The sequence below is a fragment of the Paractinoplanes brasiliensis genome (genome assembly GCF_004362215.1).
Classification (GTDB): domain Bacteria; phylum Actinomycetota; class Actinomycetes; order Mycobacteriales; family Micromonosporaceae; genus Actinoplanes; species Actinoplanes brasiliensis.
In genome coordinates this window covers 5,313,289-5,326,306 of record NZ_SNWR01000001.1, presented here as the reverse complement: position 1 = coordinate 5,326,306, position 13,018 = coordinate 5,313,289, and the positions used below count along the sequence as shown (strand labels likewise).

12 protein-coding genes are annotated in these 13,018 nt (G+C 69.5%); 4 read left to right on the top strand and 8 right to left on the bottom strand.

Annotated elements, in window-relative coordinates:
- Positions 1-191: 191 nt before the first annotated feature.
- Positions 192-1,262: an NAD-dependent epimerase/dehydratase family protein gene (locus C8E87_RS24230; RefSeq protein ID WP_133875211.1), complete on the bottom strand. Its 1,071-nt coding sequence runs from the start codon at positions 1,260-1,262 to the stop codon at positions 192-194.
- Between the two features lie 227 nt (positions 1,263-1,489).
- Here C8E87_RS24230 and C8E87_RS24225 point away from each other — a divergent pair, with 227 nt between their 5' ends.
- The 3 genes from C8E87_RS24225 to C8E87_RS24215 are packed head-to-tail and all read left to right on the top strand — an operon-like array spanning position 1,490 to position 7,708.
- On the top strand, positions 1,490-4,069 hold the full coding sequence (locus tag C8E87_RS24225; RefSeq protein ID WP_133875210.1) for a carboxylate--amine ligase/circularly permuted type 2 ATP-grasp protein: 2,580 nt from the start codon (positions 1,490-1,492) through the stop codon (positions 4,067-4,069).
- Positions 4,070-4,127: 58 nt separating this feature from the next.
- Positions 4,128-5,900, top strand: coding sequence for an N-acetylglutaminylglutamine amidotransferase (locus C8E87_RS24220; RefSeq protein ID WP_133875209.1), 1,773 nt, complete (start codon positions 4,128-4,130; stop codon positions 5,898-5,900).
- A 20-nt stretch (positions 5,901-5,920) separates the two neighbouring features.
- Entirely contained in the window at positions 5,921-7,708 is a 1,788-nt protein-coding gene (locus tag C8E87_RS24215; RefSeq protein WP_133875208.1) for a S9 family peptidase, read from the top strand.
- Here the strand turns inward: C8E87_RS24215 and C8E87_RS24210 are convergent.
- The 3 genes from C8E87_RS24210 to C8E87_RS24200 all read right to left on the bottom strand — a co-directional run bounded on the left by C8E87_RS24210 (position 7,654) and on the right by C8E87_RS24200 (position 10,734).
- Positions 7,654-8,364: a hypothetical protein gene (locus tag C8E87_RS24210; RefSeq protein ID WP_133875207.1), complete on the bottom strand. Its 711-nt coding sequence runs from the start codon at positions 8,362-8,364 to the stop codon at positions 7,654-7,656. The genes C8E87_RS24215 and C8E87_RS24210 overlap by 55 nt on opposite strands.
- Before the next feature lie 71 nt (positions 8,365-8,435).
- Complete coding sequence (locus C8E87_RS24205) at positions 8,436-10,109, bottom strand: beta-1,3-glucanase family protein (RefSeq protein ID WP_239079909.1); 1,674 nt, start codon at positions 10,107-10,109, stop codon at positions 8,436-8,438.
- Positions 10,110-10,260: 151 nt separating this feature from the next.
- Positions 10,261-10,734 carry a MarR family winged helix-turn-helix transcriptional regulator gene (locus tag C8E87_RS24200; RefSeq protein ID WP_133875205.1) on the bottom strand — a complete coding sequence of 158 codons (474 nt, stop codon included), beginning with the start codon at positions 10,732-10,734 and terminating at the stop codon, positions 10,261-10,263.
- Between the two features lie 96 nt (positions 10,735-10,830).
- On the opposite strand from C8E87_RS24200, the gene C8E87_RS24195 reads away from it, so the two are divergent.
- Entirely contained in the window at positions 10,831-11,655 is an 825-nt protein-coding gene (locus C8E87_RS24195; RefSeq protein ID WP_239079908.1) for an alpha/beta fold hydrolase, read from the top strand.
- Here C8E87_RS24195 and C8E87_RS24190 read toward each other — a convergent pair.
- From C8E87_RS24190 to C8E87_RS24175, 4 genes are all read right to left on the bottom strand, one after another.
- Positions 11,639-11,890 carry a hypothetical protein gene (locus C8E87_RS24190; RefSeq protein WP_133875203.1) on the bottom strand — a complete coding sequence of 84 codons (252 nt, stop codon included), beginning with the start codon at positions 11,888-11,890 and terminating at the stop codon, positions 11,639-11,641. The genes C8E87_RS24195 and C8E87_RS24190 overlap by 17 nt on opposite strands.
- Before the next feature lie 82 nt (positions 11,891-11,972).
- Positions 11,973-12,296 carry a hypothetical protein gene (locus C8E87_RS24185; protein WP_133875202.1) on the bottom strand — a complete coding sequence of 108 codons (324 nt, stop codon included), beginning with the start codon at positions 12,294-12,296 and terminating at the stop codon, positions 11,973-11,975.
- 55 nt (positions 12,297-12,351) lie between these two features.
- Entirely contained in the window at positions 12,352-12,555 is a 204-nt protein-coding gene (locus C8E87_RS24180) for a hypothetical protein (protein ID WP_133875201.1), read from the bottom strand.
- Positions 12,552-12,911, bottom strand: a complete 360-nt coding sequence (locus tag C8E87_RS24175) for an RpnC/YadD family protein (RefSeq protein ID WP_133875200.1) — start codon at positions 12,909-12,911, stop codon at positions 12,552-12,554. The genes C8E87_RS24180 and C8E87_RS24175 overlap by 4 nt, the downstream gene beginning before the upstream one ends.
- Positions 12,912-13,018 lie beyond the last annotated feature (107 nt).

The window sequence follows — 13,018 nt, the reverse complement described above, 5'->3', positions numbered from 1 at the left end:
CGGGTCCGGGCCCGGGCCCGGGCGTTGATCGTCATCGCCCTCGGCGGATCCCTTGCGGGTGGTCGCGGCACAAGGCTCGTTGTTCGGCCGTCAGACCGTCGAAGCTGCCTCCGCGGGTGCGGAGGCTTGACCCACTCCCGCCATAGGACCAGAGTGCCAGCCGATGAGCCGCAGTGGGCCAGACCGGGTCATCAGGGCTTCCAGACGTCCTGGTTGGCCTCGTACATCTCGCGCAGGATGGCGGGGACGTCGTAGGTCAGTTTCCAGTCCGGGTAGTGCTGCTCGAAACGGGCCGTGCTGCTGATCCACCACTGGTGGTCGCCGGTGCGGGCCTGGTCCACGTAGTCGGTGCGGGCTTCGAGGCCGGTGATCTCGGAGGCGATCTGGAAGGCCTCGATGTGGCTGCAGTTGGAGAAGCGGCCGCCGCCCATGTTGTAGACCTCGGCGATGCGGGGGGCGCGGTAGAAGGCCTCGAACGCCGACACCAGGTCGTGCGAGTGAATGGCGTCGCGCACCATTTTGCCCTTGTAGCCGTAAATGTGGTAAAGCCGCTGTTCCATGACGCAGCGCATCACGTACGCCAGGAAGCCGTGCAGTTCGGCGGCCGAGTGGCCGGGGCCGGTCAGCGTGCCGCCGCGGAACACGGCCGTGGGCATGTCGAAGTAGCGGCCGTACTCCTGCACCAGCACGTCGGCGGCGACCTTGGAGGCGCCGAACACCGAGTGCAGGGTCTGGTCGATCGACATCTCCTCGTCGATCCCGGCGTACCACTGGTGGTCGGCGGGCAGCTCGTACCGCGTCTCGTGCTCGATCAGCGGGAGCCGGTTGGGGGTGTCGCCGTACACCTTGTTGGTCGACGTGAAGATGAACGGGGCGCTGGGCGAGTGGGCGCGCGCCGCCTCGAGCATGTTGAGCGTGCCGACCGCGTTGACGTCGAAGTCGGTGAACGGCTCCTTGGCCGCCCAGTCGTGCGAGGGCTGGGCCGCGGCATGGATGACCAGGCCGATGTTCTTGCCGAGCTTGGCGAACAGGGCGGCCAGGCCGTCCCGGTCGCGGATGTCGATCTCGTGGTGGGTGTACCGGTCGCCGACCTCCTTGGTGAGGCGGTCCAGGTTCCACCGGGTGGAGCCGTCCTTGCCGAAGAAGTAGCTGCGCATGTCATTGTCGATGCCGACGACGTCCATGCCGAGGCCGGCGAAGTGCCTCACCGACTCGGAGCCGATCAGGCCGGCGGATCCGGTCACCACGACGACATTGCTCATCAAACTACCTCCGGTGAGAGTCCGGCCCGAGGTTACAGGGTGTGCGCGAAGCTGAGGGCGACGGCCCGCCGGGACGCCCCGGGCGAGCGGCGCGGCGGGCCGAGGCGATCGTGAATAAGGCCCGGTCATGCATGCCGCGAGCTGGAAACGGGCACGGAACAGGATCGGCACATGTGATGGCAAGGCTCCGACCAGGCAACAGTTCGGGCCATAGGAGAGGCGGTCCCATGACGGAGTCCCTGAGCGTCACGCCTGAAAACGACGTCGAGGGCCAGGCGCTGGACCTCGGCGTCGAGGAGGAGCTGCACGTCGTCGACCTCGTGACCAGGGAACTTGTCCCTCGCGCGCAGGACGTCCTGGACCAGCTCAACCCCGAGCACTTCTCGGCCGAGCTGCACCGCTCGGTGGTCGAGACCAACACCCCGGTCGCCACCACGCTGGACGGGCTGCGCGACGCGATCGTCGAGCGGCGGCGTACGGCCATCACCGTCGCCGAGTCGCTGGGCCTGGGCCTGGTCGCCGCGGGCACCGTCCCGCTGGTCGACCTGGAGTCACTCCCTGTGACGCCCACCTCGCGCTACCGGCGGATGCTCGACGACTATCAGCTGCTCGCCCGCGAACAGCTGATCTGTGGCGCGCAGGTGCACGTCGGCGTCCCCGACCGGGACGAGGCGGTCGCCGTCACGCAGCGGGTCGCGTCGGCGCTGCCCACCCTGCTCGCGCTGAGCACGAGTTCCCCGTACTGGATGGGTGAGGACTCGGGGTATGCCAGCGTCCGTTCGCTGGTGTGGATGCGATGGCCGACCTCGGGTGACCCGGGTGTGCTGAACAGCGCCGCCGACTACGACGAGCTGGTGGCCGACCTGCTGGCCTCGGGCACCATCACCGACCCGAAGATGGTCTATTTCGACGTACGCCCGTCGGCTCATGTGCCCACGGTGGAGCTGCGCGTCACCGACTCCAGCGCGGACGTCGACACGGTGGTGCTGCTGGCCGGTCTGTTCCGGGGTCTCGTGCTCCGCGCCCAGCAGGACTACCGCGCCGGGCGCCCCTTCACGCCGACGAAGCCGCCGCTGCACCGCGCCGCGATGTGGCGGGCCGCGCGGTCGGGGCTCGAGGGGGAGCTGCTCGACCTGGTGCGCCGCGAGCCCGGGCCGGTACCCGCTCCGGTCGCTGTCGAGCGGCTGGTCGGCGATCTGCGCCCGCAGCTGGAGGAGCTGGGCGACTGGGAACAGGTGTTCGACCTGTCGGTGCGGGCCCTCAGCCGGGGCAGTTCGGCCATGCGGCAGCGCCGGGCCCTGTCCCGCCGGGGGCGGATCTCCGATGTGGTCGACCTGCTGGTGGCGGACACGCGGGGCGGCGCGACCGGGATCGGGCCCGAGGGCCAGTCGGTCCCGGCGGGGCTTTTCCCGTACGCACGCACGGGCGACGAGGCTTTCCCCGGCGGTGACGTCGACGCGGCGTACGCGGGAATCTTGAATGTCCTGACGGCGCTGGGCTCGGCCGGTCTGCGGCGTCGCGAGGACGCCCGGGACGACGAGCAGCGCCAGCGGGGCATCACGTTCAGCGTGGCCGGCGAGGCCGCCACCCGCCTGTTCCCGTTCGACCTGGTGCCGCGTCTGGTGCCGGCCTCGGACTGGGCGGGCCTGCGGGTCGGCCTGGTGCAGCGGGTGCGTGCGCTCGACCTGTTCATCCAGGACGTCTACGGCGAGCGGCAGGTGGTCCAGGACGGGATCATGCCCGAGTGGGTGATCGACGGCTCGCCCGAGCTGCGGCCCAGCGGCGCCCTGGTCGAGCATGCGGGTGTGCGGGCACAGGTGGCCGGGGTCGACCTGGTGCGCAACGCCGACGGCAAGTGGTGTGTGCTCGAGGACAACCTGCGGGTGCCGTCCGGGATCGCGTACGCCATGCAGAACCGCCGCCTGACCCACGCGGTGCTGCCCGAGCTGCCGCTGCCGGACAACCTGATCTCGGTCGAGCGCACGCCCGAGATGCTGCTGCGCGCGCTCACCGAGTCGGCGCGCCCGTCGGCCGGCGACGACCCGCGGATCGTGGTGCTGAGCCAGGGCCCGGACGACTCGGCCTGGTTCGAGCACCGGATGCTGGCCGAGGAGATGGGGGTGCCCGTCGTCCGCAGCACCGAGCTCTTCGTCGACGACGCCCGGGTGTTCCGGCTGCGCGACGGCAAGCGCCACCCGGTCGACGTGATCTATTTGCGGATGGGCGAGGACAGCCTGGTGCACTCCCCCGGCGCGGACGGTATGCCGCTCGGCCCCAGCCTGATCAACGCGCTGCACGCCGACACGGTGGTGCTGGCCAACGCGCTGGGCAACGGGATCGGCGACGACAAGGCCGTGTACGCGTACGTGCCCAAGCTGATCGAGTACTACCTGGGCGAGAAGCCGCTGCTGGCCGATGTGCCGACGTACCTGTGCGGCCTGCCCGACCAGCGCGCCGAGGTGCTCGACCGGCTCGACCAGCTGGTGTGCAAGCCGGTCGACGGCTACGGGGGCGACCGCATCGTGATCGGCCCCCATGCGACCGAGGAGGACCTTTCCGCCGTACGCCGGCAGATCCGCACCGCCCCGCACCGGTGGGTCGCGCAGGAGGTGGTGCAGCTCTCGACGCACCCGGTCTTCGACGGTCACCAGCTCGCGCCCCGGCACGTCGACCTGCGCGCCTTCGTCTTCACCGGCGCCGAGTCGGTGGTGGCCCCGGCCGCGCTGACCCGGGTCGCCCCGGCCGGCTCGATGATCGTCAACTCGTCGCGGGGCGGTGGCTCGAAGGACACCTGGTTGCTGGGGTGATCGCGGCGTTACGACGCCGTCACCCGTTCGAAACCGACGACAGGGAGGTTCATCAACTATGTGCGGAATCGCGGGCGAACTGCGGTACGACGGACAGCTGGCGGATTCCGAAGCCGTGCGCCGGATGTTGCCGTGCCTCGAGTCGCGCGGTCCGGACGGTGAGGGCCTCTGGGCGCGGGGCCCGGTTGCGCTCGGCCACCGGCGCCTCAAGATCATCGACTTGTCGGAGGCCGGCCAGCAGCCGATGACCGACGAGCAGCTGGGCCTCTCCCTGGTGTTCAACGGCTGCATCTACAACTACAAGCAGCTGCGCGAGGAGTTGCGGGGGCACGGCTACACGTTCTTCTCCACCTCCGACACCGAGGTCATCCTGAAGGCGTACCACCGCTGGGGCGCCGACTGCGTGCAGCGCTTCCTCGGCATGTTCGCGTTCGTGATCGTCGAGCACGGCACCGGCACGGTCATGCTGGCCCGGGACCGCCTCGGCATCAAGCCGCTCTATCTGGCCGAGACGCCGGGCCGCCTGCGCTTCGCCTCGACGCTGCCCGCGCTGCTGGACGCCGGGGACGTCGACACGTCGATCGACAAGGTCGCGCTGCAGCACTACATGACGTTCCACTCCGTCGTGCCCGCCCCGCGGACGATCCTGACCGGCGTCCGGAAACTGCCGCCGGCGACCGTACGGATCATCCGCACCGACGGCACGTCGACCGAGCGTACGTACTGGGAGGCGTCGCACACCCGCCGGCCCGACATCCCGGACGCCGAGTGGCCCGCGCTGATCCACGAGAAGCTCGCGCTCGCGGTCGAGCGGCGCATGGTGGCCGACGTGCCGGTGGGCGTGCTGCTCTCGGGCGGCATCGACTCCAGCTACATCGTGGCGTTGCTGGCCGAGCAGGGGCAGCGCGGGCTCACCACGTTCAGCATCGGGTTCGAAGCGGGCGGCGGGGAACAGGGCGACGAGTTCGCCTATTCGGACATCGTGGCCAAACAGTTCGACACCACGCACCGCCAGATCCGGATCGGCCGGGACAGGTTCCTCCCGGCCGTCGACCGTACGGTGGCGGCGATGAGCGAGCCGATGGTGTCGCACGACTGCATCGCGTTCAACCTTCTCAGCGAGGACGTGTCCAAGTCGGTCAAGGTCGTACAATCGGGGCAGGGCGCGGACGAGATCCTGGCCGGCTACAGCTGGTACCCGCCACTCGAGCACGTGCCCCTTGCCGAGGCCGTGGACGCGTACGCGAAGGAGTTCTTCGACCGCCCGCACAGCCGCCTGGCCCAGCAGCTCAACCCCGAGTGGCTGGTCGAGGCGGACGTGAGCCGGGAATTCGTCGCCGCGAGCTTCGGCCGGCCCGGCGCCGAGACCGCTGTGGACGCGGCATTGCGGCTCGACTCCCAGGTCATGCTGGTCGACGATCCGGTCAAGCGGGTCGACAACATGACTATGGCGTGGGGCCTCGAGGCTCGCGTACCGTTCCTCGATCACGAGTTGGTGGAACTGGCCGCGGCCTGCCCGCCGGCTCTGAAACTGGCGCACGGGGGCAAGGGGGTTCTCAAGGAGGCGGCCCGCGGGGTCGTGCCCGATGAGGTGATCGATCGCACCAAGGGTTACTTCCCGGTTCCGGGTATCCGGCATCTGGAAGGGGCCATGCTCGACAAGGTCCGCGACGCGCTCGGCGCTCAGGCCGCGCGAGACCGCGGGTTGTTCCGGCAGGAGTACGTCGAGGCCCTGCTGGCCGACCCGAACACGCCGCGCACCACGCTCGGCGCCAATCAGCTGTGGCAGCTCGCCCTGCTGGAGATGTGGTTGCAGGACAAGGGAATCTAGACAACCGAGGGAGGACCCGTATGACCGGTCAGCTCAACCGAGTCGACGTCACCGTTCTGCCGATCGGCTGGACGAACATAGCGACGGGCTCCTTTCCCTCCGAGGTCTCGGGCAGCTGGTCGCCGGCGCTGTCACCGGACGGACGGCACATGGCGTACGTCTCCGACCGCAGCGGCAGGCCGCAGGTGTGGGTTCAGCCGGTCGGCAGCGACCTGACGTTCCTCGTCGACACCGGCGAGGCCCCGGTCGCGAGCGTGCAGTGGTCGACCGGCGGCGGCTGGCTGGCCTGCCTGGTCGCTCCGGGCGGCGCCCCGCGCCACGAGATGTGGCTGGTCCGCCCGGACGGCTCCGAACTGCACCAGGTGGCCGGCTTCGGCGCCGACACGGCCGACAACCCGCGCTGGCTGCCCGGCCGGTCGCTGCTCGCGCTGACCGAGAACCTGACCACGGCGCTGCTGATCGATCCGGTCGGCAACACCCGGTCGGTCGTGGCCACGGGCACGCTGATCTCGCTGCTCGACGTCTCGCCCGACCGCACCCGGGCTCTGCTGCGGATCGGCCCGCGCGGCGACCGGCACATCGTGGTGCGCGACCTGCTGACCGGCGTCGACGAGTTCGTCACGGCGGGCGAGCAGGCGGTCTTCGGGCCCGACGGCGAGACCGTGTACGCCCGCAGCGAGTCGGGCGAGCTGCCGGTGCTGATCCGGGTGGCCAAGGGCGGCGTCGAGGTGCTGGCCTCCTCCGGGACCGACGAGGTCGAGTCGTTCACGATCACGGCGGACGGGCGTACGGCGGCGGTGTTGTGGAACGTGCGCGGCGGGCTCTCGTCGGTCTCGCTGCTCGACCTCGACACGGGGGCCCGGCGTCCGCTGAGCCCGCAGCCGGGCCTGGTGATCAGCGGGCCGGCCTGGTCCTTCGACGGGTCGACGCTCGGTTTCACGGCCGAGGGGCCGGGGCAGCCGCACGGGGTGTGGGTGTCGTCGGCGGAGGCCGGGGTGGTGCCGGTGTCGGCCGAGCCGCCGGCGCCCGGCGCGGTGCAGCCCACGCTGGAGACGTTCCCGGCGCACGACGGGCTGGAGCTGACCGGCTGGCTGTTCCGCCCGGACGGGGAGGGGCCTTTCCCGACCGTGCTGTGGTTCCACGGCGGGCCGGAGGCGCAGGAGAGGCCGGGGCACGGGCCGCTCTTCCAGTCGCTGGTGGACCGGGGCATCGCCGTTTTCGCGCCCAACGTACGGGGGTCCTCCGGGTTCGGCCGCTCGTTCGTCAACGCCGACAACCTGGCGCTGCGGTATGCCGCGATCGAGGACGTGCGCTCGTGCGTTCGCCACCTGACCGGCTCGAACATTTCCGATATTTCGCGATTGGGCATCATGGGTCGGTCGTACGGGGGTTACCTCACGCTGGCCGCCCTGACCACCTTCCCGGACATGTTCGCGGTCGGCATCGACGTCTGCGGGATGTCCAACTTCGCCACGTTCTACGAGCACACCGAGCCGTGGATCGCCGCCGCCGCGGTCAGCAAGTACGGCGACCCGGTGACCGACAGCGAGCTGCTGGCCGACCTCTCCCCGATCACCCGGATCGACCGCCTGCGGACCCCGCTGATGATCGTGCACGGCGAGAACGACAGCAACGTGCCCGTCATCGAGGCCGAACAAGTGGTCGCCGCCCTGGCCGGGCGTGGCCTCCCCCACCGCTACCTGCTGTTCCCCGGCGAGGGGCACGAGCTGCTCAACCGCTCGTCGCGGGCCGACTACCTGCGCGAGACGGTCAACTTCCTGGTGACGTACCTGTCCAGCACCGAATAAAGGAAGCCGTCGGAGACTGTCGTGGGGATCGTGTCTCCGGCGCCCAGCGGGATCACGTTCGGGCACCGGAGCACATCGCCGTTCACCTCGCGCCGCAGCAGTCTGCGGCCGGTGGCGACCTCGTGGAGCGCGAGCACGTAGACGCCACGCTTGAGGGCGGCCTTGCCGCACGTCGTGACCTGAGCCCCCGTACGGGCCAAGGTCACGCACGCGACCAGCTCGGCCTCGGTGGCGTCATCGGGCATCCAGGCCTCGCGGACCGCGCGCTTCACGGTGTGGGGGACGTCGACGGCCGCCTTAACGCGATAGAACGGCTCCTGACCCCGTACGCCGATGGCGATCCGATGCGGGCCCCGGCCGGAGTAGCGGGGCGAATCGGGATAGAACCAGCCCTCACACACTCGGCCGAGATCGTCGGAACCCCGTACGGGCAGGGAACTTGCCTTGGGGGTCTTGCCGGGCTGAGCCGACGCGCTCGGCTGGACCGGGACGAAGCTCCCGACCGGGCCGGACGACGTGTCGCCGCCGAAGACCTGCACGGCGGCCGTGCCCAGACAGGCCAGAACGGCGGTCGCGAGCACGCCGTGGACGAGGAACGCCGGCCACCGCGCGGTCCCCTCCCGCTGCGGCCCGGCCGGCGCTCCCGTATCAGGCATCCGCGCACTGTATCCAATCGCGGACGCGTTTGTTACCGGCGAGTTCGGTTGGAAGGCCGGTCGATGCCGCCCTAGAAGCGGGTCAATGTGATCCCCGCCAGGCGCGGGTCGCCGCTGTGCACGAGCGACTCCTGGGCCTGCACGTCGTCGAAGGCGAACGCGTACGCCCGGCCGTCGACCATGTTGTCGTGGATGACCTTGCCGTACACGTTGGGCGTCTCGCCCTTGTAGAAGTCGGCCGCCGTGCCGCTGGGCTGCACATCGAACCGGTCCAGCGTGTTCCGGGTCAGCGCGGCACACAGCGTACGGGCGATCGGGCCCACGACCAGGTCGTTCGGCGCGCCGAGAGCCCCGTCGCAACCCCACACGTTCGCGGTCGACGGCTTGGTGAACGAGGCCACCGTCCTGCCGCTGGTGTCGGTGAAGTTCATGACGTTGCCCGAGGTGCGGCCGAAGAACTTCGTGTCCGGCCGGTCGCTGAACGGCGCCACGGTCAGGTTCCTGCCGGTGTACGTGTTCCACGACTTGGTGATGTACGCGTCGAGGTAGGTCGGGCTCATCAGACCGGCGTCGGCCGCCTTGCCCGGGGCCAGCACCCGCAGCACCGTGCCGTCGGCCCGGGTCACCACGCTCCGGGCGAAGTCGGGCGCGGCCTTGATGGCGTCGATGACCCGCTGACGGCCGTCCGGCTTGACCTCGCCGGTCTTGAGAGTCTTGCCGTCGCCGCCGGTCACGCTGATCGCGTGCGGCACCGCGAACATGTCCACCTGCGAGCTGTTGATGAACAGCCCGGAGTCGTTGAGCGTGAACTCGCTCCAGTCGAACAGGATGTCACGGTTGGGGTCGCCGCCGGCCCACGGCGCGGGCTGCACCAGGCCGTCGGTGGTCAGCCGGAAGTCGAGCTTCTGCCCGAACGACATGTAGAGGCGGCCGGAGAGGTTCTTCGGCATCTTGACCGTGACGCTGGAGCCGTTGGCCGGGCCGGGAATCGAGACGTCCGGGGCCGGTACGGGCACCGGGCCGCCACCGGTCCAGGCGGTGAACGTGCCGTTCGCGTCGACGTAGCCGAGCTTGCCGGTCGTCAGATTCGTGCCGAGCAGGTAGAGGAAGACGTTCTCGCCGCGGCCGGTCTCGTTGCTGACCTTCACCGGGAGGATGCTGCCGGCGGGTGGGACGCTCGTCGCCTCCTCCGGCTTGGCGGGCGCCGTCGTCGGGGTTTGTGTCGGCGGGTTCGTCGAGGTGTTGCCCGGCCCGCTGCCCGGCGCATTGCCCGACGCGCTGCCCGGCGCATTGCCCGGCCCGCTGCCCGGCACCTCGAACCCGTCACCCGTTTTATCCGGATTTATGGAGCTATCTCCGCCCGCGCAGGCGGCGCCGTTGAGCTTGCAGTTGCTCGGCTGGCCACCCGAGCCGACGAAGCCGAAGGTAACGCTCGCCCCCGCCGGCACCGCGCCGTTCCAGGGCCGGTTGGTGAACGTCAGGTGGTTGCCGCTGACGGCCAGGTCGGCGTCCCAGAAGCTGCCGATCCGCGCGCCGGCCGGCAGGTCGAACTCGACCTTCCACGACGTCATGCCGCCACCGGTGTTCTTGATGGTCACCTCGTCCTGCCACCCCGAACCCCAGTCCGAGACCGTACGCACCGTGACAGTGGGCGCGGCAGCCGAAGCAGGCAGCGCGATCCAGGTGGTAATCCCGACGACGGCTGCGACGACCGTCGAGAGGATGAGCTTTCGCTTGTGACGCATCGTTCGTTTGTGGCGCATCGTGGCACTGGCCTCCGTAGTAGCGGACCGGCCCATCCTCGGAAGCGCACCCTTAAAGCGACCTTAAACACCCACGAGCACCTGCTTGGTTCGCCCGCACCTGCCCTTCCACGCCCCACCCCCTGCCCTGGCGTCACTCGCCGAGGTCGTGGGCCATCCAGCCGGGTGAGTCGAAACGTACGGGCTGGGGGCCGACCAGCGTGGTGAGGTGCTTTTCCAGCGTCGCCAGCTCGGTCGCCCCGATCTTGGCTGCCCACTCCTCGCGCAGCCGGTCAAAGACGGCCTCGCCGGTGCGCATGACCTCGAAGCCCAGCGGGGTGACCTCCAGGCGCTTGCGGCGGGCGTCGCGCGGGTCGGGTGCGGTGGTCACCCAGCCGCGCTCCTGCAGCACCGCGATCGTGCGGGCCGCCGACTGCTTGGTCACCGACAGTCGCCGCCCCAGTTCCGAGGCGGTGTCGGCCCCCGCCGCGATGGCTCGCATGGCGAAATCGTGGACCGGGCGGACGTCCTCGTAACCGCTCGCGGCGAGCTCTGCGATCGCGGAGTCGACGAGCGTACGGAAGCCGCCAAGGAGCAGCAGCGCGAGGTCGGCGCCGGAACGTGACATGCGAAAAGGCTACGACAAAGGGTGGACGATCGACAGTCTGAGTGTCTATCTTTGCGGCAGAACGACAGTCAGGCTGTCTTTTCCAAGGAGATGATCATGCAAAGCCATCGAGCCGAGATCAACGGAACAACGCTGCACTACGTGTCGGCCGGCAGCGACGGCGAGCCGGTCCTGCTGGTCCACGGCTTCCCCGAGACCTGGTACGCCTTCCACCGCGTGATCCCGCTGCTCGCCGCGAGTCATCGCGTGTTCGCCGTCGACCTGCGCGGCTTCGGCGACTCCGCGGCCGGCGACAACGACAGCACGACCGCCGCCGAGGATCTTCACCAGTTGATCGCCCACCTGGGCGTGGGGCCGGTGCACCTGACCGGGCAGGACATCGCCGGCGGCACGGTGTACCGGCTGGCCGCGAACCATCCGGAAGACGTACGGAGTCTGACCGCGATCGAAATGGGCCTGGCCGGGTACGGCTTGGAGGGGCTGGCCGACGTCACCCACGGCGGCGCCTGGCACATCGGCGTCCTGGCCGCGCCCGGGATCCCCGAGCTGCTGCTGGCCGGCCGTGAGCGCGAATTCCTCAGCCGGTACGCGTTCCCCTCGATGCTCGCCGACGCGGCCGCGGTCACCGCCTCGGACATCGAGGAGTTCGCCCGCACGTACGCGCGCCCCGACGGCTGGCGTGGGGCCGCCGGGCTCTACCGTTCCATGTTGCGCGAGGGCGACGAACTCCGGGCGCTGCCCTCACTCGCCATGCCCGTCCTGGCCGTCGGCGCCGGCGGCGGACCCTTCACTGCCGCCACCATGACGCAGGTCGCCCCCAAGATCGAAGAGGTGCAGCTGGACGGCGTGGGGCACTACGTCGCGCTCGAAGCACCCGAACGACTGGCCGCCGCCATCCTGACGTTCATCCGAGGCTCTTGAGCCTCTCCTGCAGGCGTTCCCGCCGCTGCTCCAGCGTGTCGATGATCGCCTCGTTCTCGGCGATGCCGGTCAGCTCGGTCGCGATCTCCTCCGGCTCGATGTAGCCCTCGGACGAGTCAGTGTCCTGGCCCCGGCGCGCTTGAGCGTCGCCCTCAAGCCGGCGCAGCTCGGCAAGCTCCGCCTCGACGTCCTCGAGTTCCTGCCGCACCTGATCGGCCGTGATCTCATCACTCATCCCGACATGGTACGGCGGCACACTCATCCACGAATTCCCACATTGCAGAGGCGCGGACCCACGCGAAGGGCCGCGGTCCGCCTCAGGAACGCAGTTCCGCCAGGGTCGCCCCGGCGATGATGCGAGCGAAGTTGCCGTCGTAGTCGGCGTCGCTCAGCCGCTTGGCCAGATCGTCCAGATCATCGATTACGCCGTACTTGACCCTCAGCAGCGTCCGCATCCCATCGATGCGGCCCTGCACAAAGCTCTCCTCAAAGGTCGCTACCGAATTCCTCGCGAAGGCCTCCGCGAAGCTCTGCGCAAAGGCCTGCACAAGGCCCTGCGAAAGACCCTCCACAAAGCCTCGGTGGCGGTTTCGGCGGGCGATCTCGCGGCCCGTTTCGGACTGCTCGAGAACGTTGTTCATGCCTCTCCCAACGATCTGAACGACGGCAGACCCAGGGCCGCCGCGTTGTCGCGCCTCAGGAACGCAGTTCCGCCAGGGTCGCGCCGGCGACGATCCGAGCCATGATGTCGTCATAGTCGCGATCGACCAAGCGCTCGGCCAGGTCCTGCAGATCATCGAACTCGCCGTACCTGGCCTTCAACAGAGCCCGCATCACGTCGGCGCGGTTTCGGCGGGCGATCTCGCGGCCTGTTTCCGTCTGCTCGAGAACGTTGTTCATGCCTCTCCTCCCAAAGGCCACACCACGACCTGATGGATCCGATGCTCCTTACGGCTGTACTTCAATGCCAGCGACGCCCAGTAGGCCACCATCCGCTCCTGGAAGTCCTCGGTCCGCTTGACCTGAACCTCGAGGTGGTAGACGTCGGCCGGCCTGCCGTCGCCGTGCCGGACCACGAACACCTTGTCCCGCTGACGACTGCGCTGGCGCGGCTGCTCCGTCGGCCCGTCCAGCACCACCGACCCACCATCGATCCGGGCTCCGCACAACTGCTGCAACGCCTCCCGCGGATGGGCCTCCAGCAACGCCTTGTACAACCCGTCGAAATCCCGGGCCGCCACACCATCGGAAGTCACTGATCCTCCCCCGCTTGCCATCGACGGGAGGAGTCTGCCTCGCTACACGACTACTAGTCAAGTGACCGGGTGACGAGCGCCTAGACTCTGCATACGCCGGGACCGGC